Below are 18,586 nucleotides of genomic sequence, written 5' to 3'. Positions count from 1 at the left end.
CGTAGACAGGTTACACTTGGACTATAGAAAGGGGCGTTTACAAGTGGCGGTTTTAATTGGTCGTAAAGTAAAAAAAGTATATGGTAAAAAATCAACAGCCCAAGAGGTGTTAAAGGGTATTGATGTAGAAGTGAATCAAGGTGAATTTGTTGGCATTATGGGACCTTCAGGCTCTGGGAAGACAACACTTTTAAATGTTTTGTGTTCAATTGACTTTGCAACAGAAGGTGTTATTGAAATAAATGGTCAAAACTTACGTGGTATGAAGGAGAAGGCGTTAGCTAATTTCCGTCGTGAACAATTGGGATTCATATTCCAAGATTATAATTTATTAGATACACTAACGGTGAAAGAAAATATTCTACTACCATTAGCTATTAGCAGACTACCAAAGGCTGTTGCAGAGAGTCGTGTAAAGGAGCTTACGCACTTATTAGGTATTGCTGAGATTTTAAATAAATATCCAAATGAAATATCAGGTGGTCAAAAGCAACGTACATCAGCGGCTCGGGCACTAATCACAAATCCTTCGCTTGTATTTGCTGATGAACCTACAGGCGCACTTGACTCAAAATCAGCTACTGCACTTTTAAAAAATCTACAAAGTATTAATGAGTCAAAAAAAGCAACGATTATGATGGTTACGCATGATGCGGTAGCAGCGAGTTTTTGTACACGTGTTTTATTTTTAAAGGACGGACTCATTTATAGTGAGCTATACAAAGGAGATAAAACGAGACAGGCTTTTTTCCAAGAAATCATGCATACGCAAAGTGTGCTAGGCGGTGACGGCTATGAGTCTTAGTAAACTCGTATTGCGCAGTATGAAGAAAAATATGAAGCATTATTATTTATATTTTTTCGCACTTATTTTTAGTGTTACTTTATATTTTTCTTTTGTGACATTGCAAAATAATGCTGAAGTGCTCGATACAGTAGAGAAGAGCGGTACGGCCACAGCGGGTTTTAAAGCAGCAACCTATATGTTGTACTTTATTGTCTTATTTTTCGTCCTATATGCCAACCATCTATTTATGAAGCGTCGTAGTAAGGAGATAGGCTTGTATCAGCTAATAGGGATGACAAAGGGGCTTATCGTACGTTTATTAGCGGTAGAAAGTATCTTCTTATTTGTAGGCGCGGTCGTTTTAGGTATACTTGCAGGGTTCTTTAGTTCACGCTTATTCGCAATGATTTTACTGCACGTACTTGAAAAAGAGACACTTGTGACAATGACGTTTAGTACTGAGGCACTACAACAATCTATCGTAGTATTTGCCATTCTACTAGCCATTGTACTTGTGCAAATGGCTTTGATGATTTACCGTATATCATTACTATCACTATTTAGCGCTTCAAAGCAAGCTGATGAGCGCGTAAAACGTTTCAGCCCATTACAAATGGTTATTGGTTTTTTAGGGCTTGTACTAATTGCATATGGCTACTATGCATCAACTAAGCTTTTCGATATTAACACTACTGGTGATTTAGCTCTTAATATGACTATTATTTTAGCAACTACTATCGGCGGAACATTCCTTGTTTTCCGTTTCTCTGTAGCATTTATTATGAATTCAATTCGTCTTAAGAAAAATGGACATTTAACTGCTCGTGATGTCTTAGCGTTAACACCGATTATGCATCGTATGAAGAGTAATGCGAAATCCTTAACGCTTATTACGGTTTTAACGGGTGTTTCGCTTGGCGTTACAACTTTAGCTTATATATCGTATTATTCATCAGAAGCGTCGGCGTATAGCCGAGTACCTGGTGATTATGTTTTACTTGAAGATAGGGGCCAGGAATTTTTAAAGAAGCTAGAGGACAATAATATTGCTTTTGATAAAATAGATTACCGATTACAGAGCGTTTCAGCTTCCTTTTCACAGCTATTATCGAAAGAACAGCAAAATAAAGATAATCCCCTTGATGGTGTAGAAGGACTCATTTATACAATTCCACTTTCTGATTATCAACAAATAGTTCATGAAGCTACCGTTTCGGATAATGATGTCATATTAACAAACTACGGTGGTTATATGGCAGAGATGTTTCCACTTGAAAAGGATCGTGATGTAGTTGTCACTCCTGGAGGTCCAGAGGGAACAAAGGAAGAAACGCTTCATGTCAAAGATGTTCAACATGAAAGTATTATAAGTGGTACTGTGACATCAGGGCCTGGGGGGCCAATTTTCGTAGTTTCGGATGCATTGTTTGAAAAACTAGCTACTTATTCAAGCGCTTCTGAGTGGCACAAACAAACTTCTATTAAGATAAAGAATAAAAGTGATTTAGCTCAAGCAGAGAAATTATATATACAATTAAATAAAGAAAATTACTCAAATGATATACAATCCTTTGAAGAAGCACGTAAGGGGAATATTGAAACATTAGGAATTACGATATTTACCGCAGCATTTTTAGGGTTAGCATTTTTAGTGACAACGGGTAGTATTTTATACTTTAAGCAAATGTCTGAGGCTGAAGAGGAGCGAGGCTCTTATACGATATTAAGAAAGATTGGCTTCGCTGAAAAAGATATTATGAAAGGTATATATATGAAACAAGCCTTTAATTTTGGTGTTCCATTAATAATAGGGCTACTCCATAGTTACTTTGCTGTTAAGTCGGGATGGTTTTTATTCGGCTCAGAGTTAACCACACCATTATGGATTGCTATGAGCTGCTATATAGCGTTATATGCTATCTTCGCTGTACTTTCTGTTGGCTATTATAAAAAAGTCATTCGTGAATCGTTATAAATAGGAAGAAATCTTAAAACAGTATGATTAGTTAAGGTCATACTGTTTTTTTTGGTGTTTAAATTTAGGGGATTTTTCCAGGGGGTAAAAACATCTTGACTTTCAAGTATTAGACGATTAAAGTTTAGTGTATTAGTAATCTAGTGTATGAAAGTGAAGTGTTGAAATGAACGCAGTAATTGTGGCAGTGGCCGTCATGTTAATATTAAGCTTGCTCCGTATCAATGTTGTTCTTTCTCTTGTATTAGGCGCCTTCGCAGGAGGTCTAACAAGCGGAATGGGTATTGAAGCAACTGTAAAATCATTTACAGAAGGATTAGGAGCAGGCGCAACGATTGCTTTAAGTTATGGGTTACTTGGTGGTTTCGCTATTGCCATTTCAAAAACGGGAATTCCTGAATTAATGATTGCAGGGATTTTAAAAATATTAAATAAAAACGGTACAAGTAATCGAAAAGGATTAGTGAAGGTTTTAATTTTCCTACTGATCTTTATGATGTCTATTTTCTCACAAAACTTAATTCCAATTCATATAGCCTTTATCCCATTATTGATACCTCCGATTTTAAAGGTTTTAAATATGCTAGAGGTTGACCGACGAATAATCGCTACACTAATTGCTGTTGGTTTAATAGGGACGTATAGTTTCGTACCTGCAGGCTTCGGAGCTATTTTCCAAGATATCGTTTCTACTCAAGTAACCGAGGCAGGTATGGAAGCAACTTCGCGTGATGTACCGGTAGCGATGGCTATACCCGTTCTAGGGATGTTAATTGGATTATGTGTAGCCTTTTTCGTATATCGAAAACCTCGACAATATCAAAATAAAGATGTTGAGACAGAGTCTTTAAATGTTCATGTCAGTAAGTTCGTTATTTTTTCTACGACTGTAGCTTTAATTGTCTCTCTATGTGCACAAATTTATACTGACTCGATGATTGTAGGCGCCTTTGCAGGAATTATGATGATGTATTTTACTGGTGCACTAAAATGGAAAGAGGCAGATGAGATTCTTTCTGAGGGAATGAAGATGATGGCCTTCATCGGTTTTGTGATGATCGCTGCAAATGGTTTTGCATCTGTTATTAACGCCACGGGTCATGTGGATAGCTTAATCTCAAACTCACTAACAATTCTTCAAGGAAATAAGAGTCTAGCTATATTGATTATGTTGGTCATTGGTTTAATAGTGACGATGGGGATTGGTTCATCCTTCGCGACAGTACCTATCATTGCAACTTTATTTGTTCCTCTTGCACAAGGGTTAGGAATGAGTCCTTTGGCTATTATATGCCTAATAGGTACAGCAGGTGCTTTAGGTGATGCAGGTTCTCCGGCTTCGGATTCTACTCTTGGACCAACTGCAGGCTTAAATGTAGATGGACAGCATAATCACATTTGGGATACATGTGTGCCAACGTTTATCTTTATTAACATCCCTCTCATTATATTTGGCTGGGTTGCATGTGTGTTTTTCTTATAAGTAATAGAAAGAGCAGTTTCTAACTATTAGAAGCTGCTTTTTTATTGTCTTTAAGAAATTATAGAACGTTAATGGCAACATAACTAAGTGCATCATCTACAAATTGAGCTCACCAGTGCTTTAGCGAACGCGTTCTTGTAGTCAGTTATTGTTTGAAATATTCGAAAACGTTGATATAACAACCTTATGTGTTGCAAAGTGCATGGGAATTTTATATACTAGTAAACGGTTCAGAGGAACGAAAAATATTAGTAGTAAGAATATCAGCAACATTTAAAAGAATTTAGCGAAAAGACTTGCTTATTCTTTTTTTATTGGGTATAATGTTGAATGTTGGTCTTTGACTGCGATGAAACGAGAGGTTGCCGACACACCCGGCCGCTTTGCCATGGCGGTGTGACGGAAAATTTTCGTGGAGAATGTCTAGAAAATAGGCGAGAAGGAGGGAAAATAATGGCAAAACAAAAGATTCGTATTCGTTTAAAAGCGTATGATCACCGTATTTTAGATCAGTCTGCTGAGAAAATTGTGGAAACTGCAAAACGTTCAGGTGCAAGTGTATCAGGTCCGATTCCACTTCCAACTGAGAAGTCTGTGTACACGATTCTTCGTGCCGTTCACAAGTACAAAGATTCTCGTGAACAATTCGAAATGCGTACGCATAAACGTCTGATCGATATCGTTAACCCAACACCACAAACTGTTGACGCGTTAATGAAACTTGATTTACCATCTGGCGTTGATATCGAAATCAAACTTTAATGGTAAAAATATAACTATTTAAAACTTACAGGAGGTGTGACAAATGGCTAAAGGAATCTTAGGTAGAAAAATTGGTATGACACAAGTTTTTGCTGAAAACGGCGACTTAATCCCGGTAACAGTTATCGAAGCTACTCCAAACGTGGTTCTTCAAAAGAAAACTGCTGATACAGATGGCTACGAAGCTATCCAAGTTGGTTTCGAAGACAAGCGCGTTAAGCTTTCTAACAAACCAGAACAAGGTCACGTAGCAAAAGCGAACACTGCTCCTAAGCGCTTCATTCGTGAATTCCGCAACGTGAACGTTGAAGAATACGAAGTTGGTCAAGAAGTCAAAGTAGAAATTTTCGCAGAAGGCGATGTAATTGATGTAACAGGTGTTACTAAGGGTAAAGGTTTCCAAGGTGTAATTAAACGCCACGGTCAATCTCGTGGTCCTATGGCCCACGGTTCTCGTTACCACCGTCGTCCTGGTTCAATGGGTCCAGTTGCTCCGAACCGCGTATTCAAACAAAAGAAATTACCTGGTCAAATGGGTGGCACAGTAGTTACAATCCAAAACTTAGAAATCGTGAAAGTTGATGCGGAACGTAACTTACTACTTGTTAAAGGTAATGTTCCTGGTTCTAAAAAAGCTCTAGTTACAGTTAAAACTGCAATTAAAGCTAAGTAATCACCTAAGGAAAGGAGGAAACAGGAATGACAAAAGTATCTGTACTTAGTCAAACAGGTGCTTCAGTTGGTGAAATCGAATTAAACGATGCGATCTTCGGAATCGAGCCAAATGAAGCAGTATTATTCGACGCTGTAGTTGCACAACGTGCTTCTCTACGTCAAGGTAATCACAAGGTTAAAAACCGTTCTGAAGTTGCTGGTGGTGGTCGTAAACCATGGCGTCAAAAAGGAACTGGTCGTGCTCGTCAAGGTTCTATCCGTTCTCCACAATGGCGCGGTGGTGGTATCGTATTCGGTCCAACTCCACGTAGCTATTCTTACAAATTACCGAAAAAAGTTCGTCGCTTAGCTCTTAAATCTGCTTTATCAGCTAAAGTAGTAGAACAGAACTTCTTAGTTCTTGATGCTCTTTCACTAGCAGCACCAAAAACAAAAGAATTCACAAAAATCCTTAAAGATCTTTCTTTAGAGAAAAAATCTTTATTCGTAACTGCTGACCTAGATGAAAACGTAGCATTATCTGCTCGTAACATCCCTGGTGTAACAGTTTTAACTGCAAACGGAATCAACGTTCTTGATCTATTAGGTCACGAAAAAGTTGTGTTCACTAAGTCTGCAGTAGAAAAAGTTGAGGAGGTGCTTGGATAATGGAAGCACGTGATATTTTAAAACGTCCGGTCATTACTGAGCGTTCTTCAGAACTTATGGCAGAGAAAAAGTATACTTTCGAAGTAGACACTCGCGCTAACAAAACTCAAGTAAAAGACGCTGTAGAAGAAATCTTTGGTGTAAAAGTTGAGAAAGTAAACGTTCTTAACTACAAAGGTAAATTCAAACGCGTTGGCCGTTACGGTGGTTACACTAACAAACGTCGTAAAGCGATTGTTAAATTAACTGCTGATAGCAAAGAAATCGAATTATTCGAAATGTAATCCTTTATGGATTTATGATTTGAACAATCAAGAAGGAGGGAAACACAATGGCGATTAAAAAGTATAAACCTACCTCTAATGGTCGTCGTAATATGACGTCTTTAGACTTTGCGGAAATTACAACTAACAAGCCTGAGAAATCATTGCTTGAACCAACTAAACGCAAAGCTGGTCGTAACAACCAAGGTAAAATCACTGTTCGTCATCATGGCGGTGGACATAAGAAGCAATACCGTGTTATCGATTTCAAACGTGTAAAAGATGGCATTCCGGCTAAAGTTGCTACTATCGAGTATGATCCAAACCGTTCTGCGAATATCGCATTAATCAACTACGCTGATGGAGCAAAAGCTTACATCTTAGCACCTAAAGGTCTAGAGGTTGGTCAAACAATCGTATCTGGTCCAGATGCTGATATTAAAGTAGGTAATACATTACCATTAGCAAACATTCCTATGGGTACAACAATCCATAACATCGAGTTAAAACCTGGTAAAGGTGGACAATTAGTACGTTCTGCTGGTACTTCTGCACAAGTACTTGGTCGTGAAGACAAATACGTAATCGTTCGTCTACAATCTGGTGAAGTACGTTTAGTGTTAGCTACTTGCCGCGCTACAATCGGTCAAGTTGGTAACGAACAACACGAACTAGTACACATCGGTAAAGCAGGTCGTAGCCGTTGGTTAGGTAAACGCCCAACAGTTCGTGGTTCTGTAATGAACCCTAACGATCACCCACACGGCGGTGGTGAAGGACGTTCTCCAATCGGACGTAAATCACCAATGACTCCTTGGGGTAAACCAGCACTTGGTTACAAAACTCGCAAGAAGAAAAACAAATCGGATAAATTCATCATCCGTAGTCGTAAAAAATAATGTGGTTAAACTACGGTTCTATGTGAGAGCCGTGGTGGAATCACGGAGGGAGGTTCCTACATGGGTCGCAGCTTGAAAAAAGGACCTTTTGTTGATGACCACTTAATGAAAAAAGTGGAAGCGCAAGAGGCTTCTGAGAAAAAACAAGTTATCAAAACTTGGTCTCGCCGTTCTACAATTTTCCCGACTTTCATCGGTTTAACGATTGCTGTTTATGATGGACGTAAACACGTTCCTGTATACGTAACAGAAGATATGGTAGGCCACAAACTTGGTGAATTCGCACCAACACGTGCTTACAAAGGTCACGGTGCAGACGACAAGAAAACAAGACGCTAATTTTGAGAGGAGGTAAATCCTAATGACACAAGCTAAAGCTATCGCTCGTACTGTTCGCATTGCTCCTCGTAAAGTCCGTCTAGTTGTAGACTTAATCCGAGGCAAGCAAGTTGGTGAGGCAGTTGCAATTTTACGTCATACTCCAAAAGCGGCGTCTCCAGTCGTTGAAAAAGTATTAAAATCTGCAGTTGCTAACGCTGAGCATAACTACGATCTTGACATCAACTCTTTAGTAGTTTCTGAAGTATTCGTTGATGAAGGTCCAACATTAAAACGTTTCCGTCCACGTGCACAAGGACGTGCAAGCGCAATTAACAAACGCACAAGCCACATTACTCTAGTGGTATCTGAGAAGAAGGAGGGTTAATCCGTGGGTCAAAAAGTACATCCAATAGGACTGCGCGTTGGTATTATTCGTGACTGGGAGTCAAAATGGTACGCTGAAAAAGACTATGCAACTCTACTTCATGAAGACATCAAAGTGCGTAAATATATTGAAACGGCTCTTAAAGACGCTTCTGTTTCTAAAGTAGAAATCGAACGCGCTGCAAACCGTGTAAACATTACAATTCACACTGCGAAACCAGGTATGGTAATCGGTAAAGGTGGTTCTGAAGTTGAGAATCTTCGTAAATACCTTAGCGATTTAACTGGTAAACGTGTACACATCAACATTATCGAAATCAAACGTGCTGATCTTGACGCTCGTCTAGTAGCAGAAAACATCGCTCGTCAATTAGAAAACCGTGTATCATTCCGTCGTGCGCAAAAGCAAGCGATCCAACGCACAATCCGCGCTGGTGCAAAAGGAATTAAAACACAAGTATCTGGTCGTTTAGGTGGCGCTGATATCGCGCGTGCTGAACACTATAGTGAAGGAACTGTTCCACTTCATACTCTACGTGCTGACATCGACTATGCACACGCAGAAGCTGACACTACTTACGGTAAATTAGGCGTTAAAGTATGGATCTACCGTGGTGAAGTTCTTCCTACGAAGAAATCTGTGGAAGGAGGCAAATAATATGTTATTGCCTAAACGCGTAAAATACCGTCGTGAACACCGCGGAAACATGCGTGGCGAAGCGAAAGGCGGTAAAGAAGTATCTTTCGGCGAATGGGGCTTACAAGCTCAAACAGCTAGCTGGATTACTAACCGTCAAATCGAATCTGCACGTATCGCGATGACTCGTTACATGAAACGTGGCGGTAAAGTTTGGATTAAAATCTTCCCACACAAACCTTACACTAAAAAACCTCTAGAAGTCCGCATGGGTTCTGGTAAAGGTTCTCCTGAAGGTTGGGTTGCAGTAGTAAAACCAGGAAAAGTAATGTTCGAAATCGCTGGTGTATCTGAAGAGATCGCACGTGAAGCACTTCGTTTAGCATCACATAAGCTTCCTGTTAAATGTAAGATCGTAAAACGTCAAGAAACTGGTGGTGAATCTAATGAAAGCTAATGAAATCCGTGACCTTGCCACTTCTGAATTAGAATTAAAAGTGAAATCACTGAAAGAAGAGCTTTTCAACCTTCGCTTCCAATTGGCGACTGGTCAATTAGAAAACACAGCTCGTATTCGTGAAGTGCGTAAAGCAATCGCGCGTATGAAAACTGTTATTCGTGAAAGAGAAATCAGTGCAAATAACTGATAAAGGAGGTTTTCAAGTATGACTGAGCGTAATCAACGCAAAGTTTACACGGGCCGCGTTGTTTCAGATAAAATGGATAAAACAATTTCTGTTTTAGTTGAAACTCATAAAAAGCACAAGCTTTATGGTAAACGTGTAAAATACTCTAAAAAGTTTAAGGCTCATGATGAATTAAACACAGCGAAAATCGGTGATATCGTACGTATCATGGAAACTCGCCCGCTATCAGCTACTAAACGTTTCCGTCTAGTTGAAGTTGTAGAAAAAGCGGTTATTATTTAATAACTATTTCGGAACAACCAATTTCCGAAGGGAGGTAACCTAAGTGATCCAACAAGAAAGTCGTATGAAAGTTGCTGACAACTCAGGTGCACGTGAAGTTCTTACAATTAAAGTCCTTGGTGGCTCTGGCCGTAAAACTGCTAACATCGGTGATATCGTTGTTTGTACAGTTAAGAAAGCAACACCAGGTGGCGTTGTTAAGAAGGGTGACGTTGTTAAAGCTGTTATCGTTCGTACAAAATCAGGCGCACGTCGTAAAGATGGTACGTACATCAAATTTGATGAAAATGCTTGTGTAATTATTCGTGATGATAAATCACCACGCGGAACTCGTATTTTCGGACCTGTTGCACGTGAATTACGTGACAGCAACTTCATGAAAATCGTTTCTCTAGCTCCAGAAGTTCTTTAATTTCATGATAGTGCCAATCAAGGAGGTGCGACAGCATGCATGTAAAAAAAGGTGACAAGGTTAAGGTAATCACTGGTAAGGACAAAGGCAAAGAAGGCGTTATCCTTGCTTCTTTCCCTAAACAAGATCGCGTTCTTGTTGAAGGTGTGAACATCGTGAAAAAACACGTAAAACCTAACCAATTGAATCCACAAGGTGGAATTGTAAGCCAAGAGGCTGCAATTCACGTTTCGAACGTAATGCTAATCGATCCTAAATCTGGCGAGCCGACTCGTGTAGGTTATAAAATCGAAAACGGTAAAAAAGTTCGTGTTGCAAAAAAATCAGGTGCAGTAATCGACTAATTTCTATAAAAAGAAGGGAGGTACACAAATGAGCCGCCTAAAAGAAAAATATTTAAATGAAGTTTCAACTGCTCTTATGAGCAAGTTTGGATATAAATCAGTTATGCAATTGCCGAAAGTTGACAAAATCGTTATCAACATGGGTGTTGGTGATGCAGTTCAAAACTCAAAAGCATTAGATGCAGCTGTAGAAGAATTAACAATTATCACTGGTCAAAAACCAGTTGTAACTAAAGCGAAAAAATCGATCGCAGGTTTCCGTCTACGTGAAGGTATGCCTATCGGTGCTAAAGTTACATTACGCGGTGAGCGTATGTATGAATTCTTGGACAAATTAATCTCAATTTCACTACCTCGTGTACGTGACTTCCGTGGTGTTTCTAAAAAAGCATTCGACGGTCGCGGTAACTACACTTTAGGTGTTAAAGAGCAATTAATTTTCCCAGAAATCGATTACGATAAAGTTTCAAAAGTACGCGGTATGGACATCGTGATCGTAACGACAGCGAATTCTGATGAAGAAGCTCGCGAGTTATTGACACAATTCGGTATGCCGTTCCAAAAGTAATTAAACAAGGAGGGCGAAAACGTGGCTAAAAAATCTATGATCGTTAAACAACAACGTAAGCAAAAGTTTAAAGTGCAAGAATATACACGTTGTGAACGCTGTGGCCGTCCACACTCTGTATATCGTAAATTTAAACTTTGCCGTATTTGTTTCCGAGAACTTGCATATAAGGGACAAATTCCTGGCGTGAAAAAAGCCAGCTGGTAATCCCCTAATTTGGGAAGGAGGTAAATGTAATGACAATGACTGATCCGATTGCAGATATGCTTACTCGCATTCGTAATGCGAACATGGTTCGTCACGAGAAGTTAGAAGTACCAGCTTCCAACGTGAAAAAAGAAATCGCTGAAATTTTAAAGCGTGAAGGTTTCGTACGTGACGTAGAATACGTGGAAGACAACAAGCAAGGTATTATCCGTATCTTCTTAAAATACGGTAAAGATAACGAACGCGTTATCACTGGCTTAAAACGTATTTCTAAACCAGGTCTACGAGTATATGCTAAAACAAATGAAGTGCCTAAAGTACTGAACGGTCTTGGTATCGCTTTAGTGTCAACTTCACAAGGTTTATTAACAGATAAAGAAGCTCGCGCTAAACAAGTTGGCGGCGAAGTTCTAGCATACGTTTGGTAATTAGCAATAAATGAATGGAGGTGCAACTAAATGTCTCGTGTAGGTAAAAAAATTATCGAGGTACCAGCTAACGTAACTGTTACTGTTGCAGCTGACAACACAGTTACCGTTAAAGGTCCTAAAGGCGAACTTGTTCGTTCTTTCCACCAAGATATGAAAATTGAGCAAGAAGGTAACGTGATTTCTGTATCTCGTCCTTCTGACTCAAAAGAACACCGCACAAACCACGGTACAACACGTGCGCTATTAGCGAACATGATTACTGGTGTTTCTGCAGGTTTCGAAAAATCATTAGAACTAATCGGTGTCGGTTACCGTGCGCAATTACAAGGTAAAAAACTTGTTCTTAACGTAGGTTATTCACATCCAGTTGAGTTCACACCTGAAGATGGTTTAGAAGTTGAAGTTCCTTCAAACACTAAGATCATCGTTAAAGGTATTAGCAAAGAACGCGTTGGTGCTCTTGCATCTAACATCCGTGACGTGCGTCCACCAGAGCCTTACAAAGGTAAAGGTATCCGTTATGAAGGCGAATATGTTCGTCGTAAAGAAGGTAAAACAGGTAAATAATGCTGCCTAAGCATTAGAAAGGAGTGACCCTTGTGATTACGAAACAAGATAAAAATCAGGTTCGTAAAAAACGTCATGCGCGCGTACGTTCTAAAATTTCGGGTACTGCTGAGCGTCCACGCTTAAACGTATTCCGTTCAAACAAGAACATCTACGCTCAACTTATCGATGACGTAGCAGGCGTAACAATTGTTAGCGCATCTTCTCAAGAAAATGGTTTTGAAGCTGCTGGTAGCAATGTTGATGCTGCAACTAAAGTCGGTGAAACAATCGCAAAACGCGCTACGGAAAAAAATATTACTGCTGTAGTATTTGACCGTGGTGGTTACTTATATCATGGACGTGTAAAAGCTTTAGCTGAAGCTGCACGTGAGAACGGTTTAGAATTTTAATAAAAAGGAGGGACACATTTCATGAGTCGAATTGACGCAAACAAACTTGGAGAACTTGAAGAACGCGTAGTTACTATTAACCGTGTTGCTAAAGTTGTTAAAGGTGGACGTCGCTTCCGCTTCACAGCATTAGTTGTTGTTGGCGATAAAAACGGTCACGTTGGATTCGGTACTGGTAAAGCTCAAGAGGTGCCAGATGCTATCCGTAAAGCTGTTGAAGATGCGAAGAAAAACTTAATCGAAGTGCCACGCGTAGGTGGAACAACTCCACACTTAGTGCAAGGTCGCTTTGGTGCAGGAGAAATCCTAATTAAACCTGCTGCTCCTGGTACAGGGGTTATCGCTGGTGGTCCAGTACGTGCCGTACTAGAACTTGCTGGTATTACTGATATTCTTTCAAAATCTCTTGGAACTAACACACCAATCAATATGGTGCGTGCAACTATTCAAGGTTTAACTGAATTAAAACGCGTAGAGGACGTAGCTAAATTACGTGGTAAATCAGTGGAAGAAATATTAGGATAAGGGGGGAAAGATAATGGCTAACAAATTAGAAATCACCCTTACAAAATCTGTGATTGGTACTAAACCAGCACAACGCAAAACTATTGAAGCATTAGGTTTACGTAAATTAAACCAAACTGTTGAGAAAGCTGATAATGCAGCGACTCGCGGTATGATCGATGTAGTAGCTCACTTAGTTACTGTAAAAGAAAACTAATTTTTAATTAACGAACAAGGAGGTGCCATCCAATATGAAACTTCATGAGTTAAAACCAGCAGAAGGTTCCCGTAAAGTACGTAACCGCGTAGGTCGCGGTATCGGTTCTGGTAACGGTAAAACTGCAGGTAGAGGTCATAAAGGTCAAAACTCTCGTTCTGGCGGCGGTGTACGCCCAGGATTCGAAGGTGGTCAAAACCCTTTATTCCGTCGTTTACCGAAACGCGGCTTTACTAACATTAATCGTAAAGAGTACGCGATCGTTAACCTTGACACATTAAACCGTTTTGAAGATGGTGCAGAAGTAACAACTGCATTATTACTTGAATCAGGTTTAGTGAGCAATGAAAAAGCTGGAATTAAAGTTCTTGGAAACGGAACTCTTAACAAAAAGCTTACAGTAAAAGCTCATAAATTCTCAGCTTCGGCTAAAGAAGCAATTGAAAATGCCGGCGGAACTACTGAGGTGATTTAATGTTTCAGACGATCTCTAACTTTATGCGTGTTCGAGATATACGAAATAAAATCATTTTTACTCTTTTAATGTTAATCGTTTTCCGTATTGGTACGTTCGTACCAGTACCAAACGTTGACGCTAATGTATTAAAGGCAACTGATGAGTTTAACCTCGTTGGTTTCCTGAATACTTTTGGCGGTGGTGCTTTGAAAAACTTCTCTATCTTCGCGATGGGGATTATGCCTTACATCACTGCTTCAATTATTGTTCAGTTATTGCAAATGGACGTAGTACCGAAATTTGCTGAGTGGGCAAAGCAAGGTGAAGTCGGAAGACGTAAACTTGCACAATTTACTCGTTACTTTACAATTATTCTTGCCTTTATCCAATCATTCGCAATGTCATTTGGTTTTAATAGAATGTATGGTGGATCTTTGATTAAAGATGAGGGGATTTTAACATATGTTATTATTGCTATTGTATTAACAGCGGGTACAGCATTCCTAGTATGGCTTGCTGATCAAATTACTGCGCATGGAGTTGGGAATGGTATTTCAGTTGTAATTTTCGCAGGTATCGTTGCGGCATTACCGACTGGCATTAACCAAATCTATGCACAGCAAATCGAGGGTGCTGGTGATAAGTTATTTATCAATCTAGTGATTCTTGGTTTACTTGTTTTAGTTTTGCTTGCAGTTGTTGTTGGAGTTATCTATGTGCAACAAGCACTACGTAAAATTCCAATTCAATATGCAAAACGAGTTACTGGACGCAATCAACAAACAGGTTCTCAACAAACGCATTTACCGTTAAAAGTAAATGCTGCAGGAGTTATTCCGGTAATTTTTGCATCAGCGTTTCTGATGACACCTCGTACGTTAGTTCCGTTCTTGGGTGAAGGTGGCGTAGCAACATTTATTTCTAACACGTTTGATTATACAAAACCTGTTGGGATGATTGTTTACGTTATCTTAATCATCGCTTTCACATATTTCTATGCATTCATACAAGTGAATCCAGAAAATGTGGCAGATAACTTGAAAAAGCAAGGTGCTTACATTCCAGGTATTCGTCCTGGTGAAAGTACTCAAACGTATTTAACAAGCGTGTTATATCGTCTGACATTTGTCGGTGCGATTTTCTTAACTGTTATATCAGTAATGCCGATTATAATCATAAACTTTATGAATCTACCTGCCACAGTGCAGATCGGTGGTACTAGTATAATTATCGTAGTCGGCGTTGCGCTGGAAACGATGAAACAGCTAGAATCTCAACTTGTTAAACGTCACTACAAAGGCTTTATGAAATAATGTTGGTTTTTAGGGAACGGTTCATCGTTTCCTGAAATCAGCAAACCTTTTGTGGGAGGAATATTTCCGTATGAATATCGTTTTAATGGGTCTGCCAGGTGCTGGTAAAGGTACTCAAGCAGATAAAATCGTTGAGAAGTACGCGATTCCTCATATTTCTACAGGCGATATGTTCCGTGCTGCTATGAAAGATGGTACAGAACTAGGCTTGCAAGCTAAATCGTTCATTGATCAAGGTGCTCTAGTACCTGATGAAGTAACGATTGGTATTGTTCGCGAGCGACTTGCTAAACATGATTGTGAAAAGGGCTTCTTATTAGATGGATTCCCACGTACTGTTCCTCAAGCTGAAGCTTTAGACAGCATCCTTGCTGATCTTGGTAAAGCTATTGAACATACAATTAACATCCAAGTTGAAAAAGATGAGTTAGTTGCTCGTCTATCAGGTCGTCGTATTTGTAAAACTTGTGGAACATCTTATCATCTAATTTTCAATCCTCCAGCTGAGGAAGGAAAATGTGATAAAGATGGTGGCGAGCTTTACACACGTGCGGATGATAATCCTGAAACGGTTGCAAACCGTCTGGAAGTAAATATGAAACAAGCACAACCTTTACTGAACTACTATGAAGTAAAAGGTGTGTTAACAAATATAGATGGACAGCAAGATATTAACAAAGTGTTTGCTGATCTTGATGCTCTTTTACAGGGCAGCCGCAGCTGATACCCGGCTCCGGGCGCAGAATACTGCTTCCGCGGGAGGCATGCGGGAGCAACAACGAAACATAATTTTTTTTGAGAGTTGCAAAAGCATATTGTGCCCGGTATATATTTCTTTTAAAAAGTGCAACATGACTTTTGAAAGAGTATAATGGGTTTCGTGGAAGCATCTGTGTAACGGGTATGAATATCTCATCAAAGACATTCCGGTATTCGTGTAAACATGGGAGGTTCAGTGCCCTAAATGGTTCTGTATATTCCGTGGATTGTGTGAAGCGAAACCAGACGAGCGTCTTTCAAACATCTCTCATACAATCCAAACATATGTTGAAACGAGGTTGCTTCTATAGTTGCAGCAGATATCCGTTTGATGTAACGATGAGAACTTTAATTTGCATATAGAGAGGAGACAGAGTAGATGGCGAAAGATGATGTAATTGAAGTCGAAGGGACAGTTGTTGAGACTTTGCCAAACGCGATGTTTAAGGTAGAATTAGAAAATGGACATGTGATTCTAGCACACGTTTCTGGTAAGATTCGTATGCACTTTATCCGCATTCTACCTGGAGATAAGGTTACTATCGAGTTATCTCCTTATGATTTAACTCGCGGTCGTATCACATACCGTTTTAAATAATCTTTTGCGCTCCGGACTACTAAGGAGGTTAGGTTAGATGAAAGTGAGACCATCTGTGAAACCGATCTGCGAAAAATGTAAAGTAATTCGCCGACGCGGTAAAGTAATGGTAATCTGTGAAAATCCTAAACACAAACAAAAACAAGGTTAATTCTAAAGGAGGTGCACAACGTACATGGCACGTATTGCTGGTGTTGATATTCCTCGCGACAAACGCGTGGTAATTTCATTAACTTACATTTACGGTATTGGTAAAACTACAGCTCAGAAAGTATTAGCAGACGCAGGTATTTCAGAAGATACACGCGTACGCGACTTAACTGAAGATGAGTTAAACAAAATCCGTGAACAATTAGACTCTTACAAACTTGAAGGTGACTTACGTCGCGAAACTTCATTAAATATCAAACGTCTGATGGAAATCGGTTCATTCCGTGGTATCCGTCACCGTCGTGGTTTACCTGTTCGTGGTCAAAATACGAAGAACAATGCGCGTACGCGTAAAGGTCCTCGTAAAACTGTAGCGAACAAGAAAAAATAATAAGTAAAGGAGGTTCCTTCTTAACATGGCTCGTAAACAACAAACTCGTAAACGTCGTGTGAAAAAGAATATCGAATCTGGTATTGCACACATTCGTTCTACATTTAACAATACAATCGTAACGATTACAGATATGCAAGGTAACGCTGTATCTTGGTCAAGTGCTGGTGCTCTTGGTTTCCGTGGTTCACGTAAATCTACACCATTCGCTGCTCAAATGGCTGCAGAAACTGCTGCTAAAGCATCCCTTGAACATGGTCTGAAAACGTTGGAAGTAACTGTTAAAGGTCCTGGTGCAGGTCGTGAAGCTGCAATTCGTGCACTTCAAGCTGCTGGTTTAGATGTAACTGCTATTAAAGACGTTACTCCAGTTCCTCATAATGGTTGCCGTCCGCCAAAACGTCGTCGCGTGTAATGGGTGCGTCTCATATTGTATGAGAACATCATTTTTTGTACAGACTGTCTTGTGCAGATAATAAACGATACGTCAATGACGATCGAATCTATGATGGAAAGAACCTATACATTCGATGTTTTGAAGGAGGGTAAATAAAATGATCGAAATTGAAAAACCAAAGATTGAAACGGTGGAGATCAGCGAAGATTCCAAATATGGAAAGTTTGTTGTAGAACCGCTTGAACGCGGATATGGAAACACTTTGGGTAATTCTTTACGTCGTATCCTTCTGTCTTCATTACCAGGAGCTGCTGTCACTTCAATTCAAATTGACGGTGTTCTTCACGAATTCTCAACTGTAGAAGGCGTTGTAGAGGATGTAGCTTCAATTATTTTGAACGTGAAAAAACTAGCTCTTAAAATCTACTCTGACGAAGAAAAAGTTATTGAGATTGATGTAAAAGGCGATGGTACAGTTACAGCTGCTGACATTACACATGACAGTGATGTAGAAATTTTAAACCCGGATCTATATATTGCAACAATCGCTAAAAACGGTCATTTACGTATGCGTATGTACGCTCAACGCGGCCGTGGTTACACTCCTGCTGATCAAAACAAACGTGAGGATCTTCCTATCGGCGTGATCCCGATCGACTCTATTTACACTCCAGTATCACGCGTCAATTTCCAAGTGGAAAATACTCGTGTAGGTCAGTCTTCTGACTACGATAAACTTTCTCTTGATGTGTGGACAGATGGTAGCATCGGTCCGAAAGAGGCGATTTCGCTCGGAGCAAAAATTTTAACCGAGCATCTAAACATCTTCGTTGGCATGACAGATGAGGCACAAACTGCTGAAATCATGGTCGAAAAAGAAGAAGATCAAAAAGAAAAAGTTTTAGAGATGACTATCGAAGAACTTGATCTTTCTGTTCGTTCTTATAACTGCTTAAAACGCGCTGGTATTAATACAGTACTAGAACTTGCGAATAAGTCAGAAGACGACATGATGAAAGTTCGTAACCTTGGACGTAAGTCACTTGAAGAAGTAAAAGCGAAGTTAGAAGAGCTTGGTTTAGGGTTACGCAAAGAAGACTAAGCGATTTAAACAAA

General features: G+C 39.6%; 31 protein-coding genes and 1 pseudogene. All 32 read left to right on the top strand.

The features are described from left to right. Nucleotides 1-43 precede the first annotated feature (43 nt). Nucleotides 44-805: an ABC transporter ATP-binding protein gene (locus ACVYAD_RS12025; RefSeq protein WP_349660265.1), complete on the top strand. Its 762-nt coding sequence runs from the start codon at nucleotides 44-46 to the stop codon at nucleotides 803-805. Beyond that, entirely contained in the window at nucleotides 795-2,762 is a 1,968-nt protein-coding gene (locus tag ACVYAD_RS12020) for an FtsX-like permease family protein (protein WP_476426601.1), read from the top strand. Before ACVYAD_RS12025 ends, ACVYAD_RS12020 begins: the two co-directional genes overlap by 11 nt. Nucleotides 2,763-2,928: 166 nt before the next feature. Further along, nucleotides 2,929-4,245 carry a Na+/H+ antiporter family protein gene (locus tag ACVYAD_RS12015; protein WP_476426600.1) on the top strand — a complete coding sequence of 439 codons (1,317 nt, stop codon included), beginning with the start codon at nucleotides 2,929-2,931 and terminating at the stop codon, nucleotides 4,243-4,245. Between the two features lie 453 nt (nucleotides 4,246-4,698). Beyond that, nucleotides 4,699-5,007, top strand: a complete 309-nt coding sequence (rpsJ, locus tag ACVYAD_RS12010; protein WP_004233624.1) for a 30S ribosomal protein S10 — start codon at nucleotides 4,699-4,701, stop codon at nucleotides 5,005-5,007. A 43-nt stretch (nucleotides 5,008-5,050) separates the two neighbouring features. After that, nucleotides 5,051-5,680, top strand: a complete 630-nt coding sequence (gene rplC, locus ACVYAD_RS12005) for a 50S ribosomal protein L3 (RefSeq protein WP_197142515.1) — start codon at nucleotides 5,051-5,053, stop codon at nucleotides 5,678-5,680. Between the two features lie 26 nt (nucleotides 5,681-5,706). After that, a complete protein-coding gene (rplD, locus tag ACVYAD_RS12000; RefSeq protein ID WP_197142513.1) occupies nucleotides 5,707-6,330 on the top strand; it encodes a 50S ribosomal protein L4 in 624 nt (207 codons plus the stop codon). Further along, nucleotides 6,330-6,614 (top strand): 50S ribosomal protein L23, encoded by a 285-nt coding sequence (gene rplW / locus ACVYAD_RS11995; RefSeq protein ID WP_004233628.1) that lies wholly within the window; start codon nucleotides 6,330-6,332, stop codon nucleotides 6,612-6,614. Before rplD ends, rplW begins: the two co-directional genes overlap by 1 nt. A 47-nt stretch (nucleotides 6,615-6,661) precedes the next feature. Then, the gene (gene rplB, locus ACVYAD_RS11990) at nucleotides 6,662-7,492 is read left to right on the top strand and encodes a 50S ribosomal protein L2 (protein WP_049662846.1); all 831 of its coding nucleotides are present in this window, start codon (nucleotides 6,662-6,664) and stop codon (nucleotides 7,490-7,492) included. Nucleotides 7,493-7,552: 60 nt separating this feature from the next. Next, nucleotides 7,553-7,831, top strand: a complete 279-nt coding sequence (rpsS, locus tag ACVYAD_RS11985) for a 30S ribosomal protein S19 (RefSeq protein WP_049662848.1) — start codon at nucleotides 7,553-7,555, stop codon at nucleotides 7,829-7,831. A 22-nt stretch (nucleotides 7,832-7,853) separates the two neighbouring features. Then, nucleotides 7,854-8,198: a 50S ribosomal protein L22 gene (rplV, locus tag ACVYAD_RS11980; RefSeq protein WP_004233639.1), complete on the top strand. Its 345-nt coding sequence runs from the start codon at nucleotides 7,854-7,856 to the stop codon at nucleotides 8,196-8,198. Nucleotides 8,199-8,201: 3 nt separating this feature from the next. Next, complete coding sequence (gene rpsC / locus ACVYAD_RS11975; RefSeq protein ID WP_049662850.1) at nucleotides 8,202-8,855, top strand: 30S ribosomal protein S3; 654 nt, start codon at nucleotides 8,202-8,204, stop codon at nucleotides 8,853-8,855. A 1-nt stretch (nucleotide 8,856) separates the two neighbouring features. Then, a complete protein-coding gene (gene rplP, locus ACVYAD_RS11970; protein WP_010860599.1) occupies nucleotides 8,857-9,291 on the top strand; it encodes a 50S ribosomal protein L16 in 435 nt (144 codons plus the stop codon). Beyond that, a complete protein-coding gene (rpmC, locus tag ACVYAD_RS11965; protein WP_049662852.1) occupies nucleotides 9,281-9,481 on the top strand; it encodes a 50S ribosomal protein L29 in 201 nt (66 codons plus the stop codon). The genes rplP and rpmC overlap by 11 nt, the downstream gene beginning before the upstream one ends. 18 nt (nucleotides 9,482-9,499) lie before the next feature. Continuing rightward, nucleotides 9,500-9,763: a 30S ribosomal protein S17 gene (gene rpsQ / locus ACVYAD_RS11960; protein ID WP_053482810.1), complete on the top strand. Its 264-nt coding sequence runs from the start codon at nucleotides 9,500-9,502 to the stop codon at nucleotides 9,761-9,763. Nucleotides 9,764-9,806: 43 nt separating this feature from the next. Next, entirely contained in the window at nucleotides 9,807-10,175 is a 369-nt protein-coding gene (gene rplN / locus ACVYAD_RS11955; RefSeq protein ID WP_349660268.1) for a 50S ribosomal protein L14, read from the top strand. Nucleotides 10,176-10,210: 35 nt separating this feature from the next. Beyond that, the gene (gene rplX, locus ACVYAD_RS11950) at nucleotides 10,211-10,519 is read left to right on the top strand and encodes a 50S ribosomal protein L24 (RefSeq protein WP_107925086.1); all 309 of its coding nucleotides are present in this window, start codon (nucleotides 10,211-10,213) and stop codon (nucleotides 10,517-10,519) included. Nucleotides 10,520-10,547: 28 nt separating this feature from the next. Beyond that, nucleotides 10,548-11,087: a 50S ribosomal protein L5 gene (gene rplE, locus ACVYAD_RS11945; protein WP_079562362.1), complete on the top strand. Its 540-nt coding sequence runs from the start codon at nucleotides 10,548-10,550 to the stop codon at nucleotides 11,085-11,087. A gap of 21 nt (nucleotides 11,088-11,108) precedes the next feature. Continuing rightward, on the top strand, nucleotides 11,109-11,294 hold the full coding sequence (locus ACVYAD_RS11940) for a type Z 30S ribosomal protein S14 (RefSeq protein ID WP_004233656.1): 186 nt from the start codon (nucleotides 11,109-11,111) through the stop codon (nucleotides 11,292-11,294). A 29-nt stretch (nucleotides 11,295-11,323) separates the two neighbouring features. Continuing rightward, entirely contained in the window at nucleotides 11,324-11,722 is a 399-nt protein-coding gene (gene rpsH / locus ACVYAD_RS11935) for a 30S ribosomal protein S8 (RefSeq protein ID WP_008181717.1), read from the top strand. A 30-nt stretch (nucleotides 11,723-11,752) separates the two neighbouring features. Beyond that, complete coding sequence (gene rplF, locus ACVYAD_RS11930; protein WP_079562361.1) at nucleotides 11,753-12,292, top strand: 50S ribosomal protein L6; 540 nt, start codon at nucleotides 11,753-11,755, stop codon at nucleotides 12,290-12,292. A 32-nt stretch (nucleotides 12,293-12,324) separates the two neighbouring features. Beyond that, nucleotides 12,325-12,684, top strand: a complete 360-nt coding sequence (rplR, locus tag ACVYAD_RS11925; protein ID WP_075807301.1) for a 50S ribosomal protein L18 — start codon at nucleotides 12,325-12,327, stop codon at nucleotides 12,682-12,684. Between the two features lie 21 nt (nucleotides 12,685-12,705). Then, nucleotides 12,706-13,209, top strand: coding sequence for a 30S ribosomal protein S5 (rpsE, locus tag ACVYAD_RS11920; RefSeq protein WP_053482806.1), 504 nt, complete (start codon nucleotides 12,706-12,708; stop codon nucleotides 13,207-13,209). A gap of 13 nt (nucleotides 13,210-13,222) precedes the next feature. Continuing rightward, entirely contained in the window at nucleotides 13,223-13,405 is a 183-nt protein-coding gene (gene rpmD / locus ACVYAD_RS11915; RefSeq protein ID WP_349660269.1) for a 50S ribosomal protein L30, read from the top strand. Nucleotides 13,406-13,439: 34 nt separating this feature from the next. Next, on the top strand, nucleotides 13,440-13,880 hold the full coding sequence (gene rplO, locus ACVYAD_RS11910; RefSeq protein WP_079562360.1) for a 50S ribosomal protein L15: 441 nt from the start codon (nucleotides 13,440-13,442) through the stop codon (nucleotides 13,878-13,880). Beyond that, nucleotides 13,880-15,175: a preprotein translocase subunit SecY gene (secY, locus tag ACVYAD_RS11905; RefSeq protein WP_349660270.1), complete on the top strand. Its 1,296-nt coding sequence runs from the start codon at nucleotides 13,880-13,882 to the stop codon at nucleotides 15,173-15,175. The genes rplO and secY overlap by 1 nt, the downstream gene beginning before the upstream one ends. Nucleotides 15,176-15,245: 70 nt before the next feature. Then, nucleotides 15,246-15,899 carry an adenylate kinase gene (locus ACVYAD_RS11900; protein ID WP_079562358.1) on the top strand — a complete coding sequence of 218 codons (654 nt, stop codon included), beginning with the start codon at nucleotides 15,246-15,248 and terminating at the stop codon, nucleotides 15,897-15,899. Nucleotides 15,900-16,149: 250 nt separating this feature from the next. After that, nucleotides 16,150-16,227 (top strand): annotated as a pseudogene (locus tag ACVYAD_RS11895) (type I methionyl aminopeptidase); the annotation flags it as partial. Between the two features lie 86 nt (nucleotides 16,228-16,313). After that, nucleotides 16,314-16,532 (top strand): translation initiation factor IF-1, encoded by a 219-nt coding sequence (infA, locus tag ACVYAD_RS11890; RefSeq protein WP_004233690.1) that lies wholly within the window; start codon nucleotides 16,314-16,316, stop codon nucleotides 16,530-16,532. Nucleotides 16,533-16,569: 37 nt separating this feature from the next. Next, on the top strand, nucleotides 16,570-16,683 hold the full coding sequence (rpmJ, locus tag ACVYAD_RS11885) for a 50S ribosomal protein L36 (RefSeq protein WP_000868344.1): 114 nt from the start codon (nucleotides 16,570-16,572) through the stop codon (nucleotides 16,681-16,683). Between the two features lie 24 nt (nucleotides 16,684-16,707). Continuing rightward, nucleotides 16,708-17,073: a 30S ribosomal protein S13 gene (gene rpsM, locus ACVYAD_RS11880; protein WP_049662875.1), complete on the top strand. Its 366-nt coding sequence runs from the start codon at nucleotides 16,708-16,710 to the stop codon at nucleotides 17,071-17,073. Nucleotides 17,074-17,098: 25 nt separating this feature from the next. Continuing rightward, a complete protein-coding gene (gene rpsK / locus ACVYAD_RS11875; RefSeq protein WP_053482801.1) occupies nucleotides 17,099-17,488 on the top strand; it encodes a 30S ribosomal protein S11 in 390 nt (129 codons plus the stop codon). A 139-nt stretch (nucleotides 17,489-17,627) separates the two neighbouring features. Then, on the top strand, nucleotides 17,628-18,572 hold the full coding sequence (locus ACVYAD_RS11870; protein WP_004233733.1) for a DNA-directed RNA polymerase subunit alpha: 945 nt from the start codon (nucleotides 17,628-17,630) through the stop codon (nucleotides 18,570-18,572). Nucleotides 18,573-18,586 lie beyond the last annotated feature (14 nt).

Source organism: Lysinibacillus sp. G1-3 (assembly GCF_056322905.1).
Note: the sequence above shows the minus strand (reverse complement) of the source record. Positions and strands in the feature narration are given on the sequence as shown.

Excerpts from the sequence above, each read along its gene's own strand:
- ACVYAD_RS12020 (WP_476426601.1), top strand. The coding sequence starts at position 795 with ATGAGTCTTAGTAAACTCGTATTGCGCAGTATGAAGAAAAATATGAAG.
- ACVYAD_RS12015 (WP_476426600.1), top strand. The coding sequence starts at position 2,929 with ATGAACGCAGTAATTGTGGCAGTGGCCGTCATGTTAATATTAAGCTTG.
- rpsJ (WP_004233624.1), top strand. The coding sequence starts at position 4,699 with ATGGCAAAACAAAAGATTCGTATTCGTTTAAAAGCGTATGATCACCGT.
- rplC (WP_197142515.1), top strand. The coding sequence starts at position 5,051 with ATGGCTAAAGGAATCTTAGGTAGAAAAATTGGTATGACACAAGTTTTT.
- rplD (WP_197142513.1), top strand. The coding sequence starts at position 5,707 with ATGACAAAAGTATCTGTACTTAGTCAAACAGGTGCTTCAGTTGGTGAA.
- rplW (WP_004233628.1), top strand. The coding sequence starts at position 6,330 with ATGGAAGCACGTGATATTTTAAAACGTCCGGTCATTACTGAGCGTTCT.
- rplB (WP_049662846.1), top strand. The coding sequence starts at position 6,662 with ATGGCGATTAAAAAGTATAAACCTACCTCTAATGGTCGTCGTAATATG.
- rpsS (WP_049662848.1), top strand. The coding sequence starts at position 7,553 with ATGGGTCGCAGCTTGAAAAAAGGACCTTTTGTTGATGACCACTTAATG.
- rplV (WP_004233639.1), top strand. The coding sequence starts at position 7,854 with ATGACACAAGCTAAAGCTATCGCTCGTACTGTTCGCATTGCTCCTCGT.
- rplP (WP_010860599.1), top strand. The coding sequence starts at position 8,857 with ATGTTATTGCCTAAACGCGTAAAATACCGTCGTGAACACCGCGGAAAC.
- rpmC (WP_049662852.1), top strand. The coding sequence starts at position 9,281 with ATGAAAGCTAATGAAATCCGTGACCTTGCCACTTCTGAATTAGAATTA.
- rpsQ (WP_053482810.1), top strand. The coding sequence starts at position 9,500 with ATGACTGAGCGTAATCAACGCAAAGTTTACACGGGCCGCGTTGTTTCA.
- rplX (WP_107925086.1), top strand. The coding sequence starts at position 10,211 with ATGCATGTAAAAAAAGGTGACAAGGTTAAGGTAATCACTGGTAAGGAC.
- rplE (WP_079562362.1), top strand. The coding sequence starts at position 10,548 with ATGAGCCGCCTAAAAGAAAAATATTTAAATGAAGTTTCAACTGCTCTT.
- rpsH (WP_008181717.1), top strand. The coding sequence starts at position 11,324 with ATGACAATGACTGATCCGATTGCAGATATGCTTACTCGCATTCGTAAT.
- rplF (WP_079562361.1), top strand. The coding sequence starts at position 11,753 with ATGTCTCGTGTAGGTAAAAAAATTATCGAGGTACCAGCTAACGTAACT.
- rpsE (WP_053482806.1), top strand. The coding sequence starts at position 12,706 with ATGAGTCGAATTGACGCAAACAAACTTGGAGAACTTGAAGAACGCGTA.
- rpmD (WP_349660269.1), top strand. The coding sequence starts at position 13,223 with ATGGCTAACAAATTAGAAATCACCCTTACAAAATCTGTGATTGGTACT.
- rplO (WP_079562360.1), top strand. The coding sequence starts at position 13,440 with ATGAAACTTCATGAGTTAAAACCAGCAGAAGGTTCCCGTAAAGTACGT.
- secY (WP_349660270.1), top strand. The coding sequence starts at position 13,880 with ATGTTTCAGACGATCTCTAACTTTATGCGTGTTCGAGATATACGAAAT.
- ACVYAD_RS11900 (WP_079562358.1), top strand. The coding sequence starts at position 15,246 with ATGAATATCGTTTTAATGGGTCTGCCAGGTGCTGGTAAAGGTACTCAA.
- infA (WP_004233690.1), top strand. The coding sequence starts at position 16,314 with ATGGCGAAAGATGATGTAATTGAAGTCGAAGGGACAGTTGTTGAGACT.
- rpmJ (WP_000868344.1), top strand. The coding sequence starts at position 16,570 with ATGAAAGTGAGACCATCTGTGAAACCGATCTGCGAAAAATGTAAAGTA.
- rpsM (WP_049662875.1), top strand. The coding sequence starts at position 16,708 with ATGGCACGTATTGCTGGTGTTGATATTCCTCGCGACAAACGCGTGGTA.
- rpsK (WP_053482801.1), top strand. The coding sequence starts at position 17,099 with ATGGCTCGTAAACAACAAACTCGTAAACGTCGTGTGAAAAAGAATATC.
- ACVYAD_RS11870 (WP_004233733.1), top strand. The coding sequence starts at position 17,628 with ATGATCGAAATTGAAAAACCAAAGATTGAAACGGTGGAGATCAGCGAA.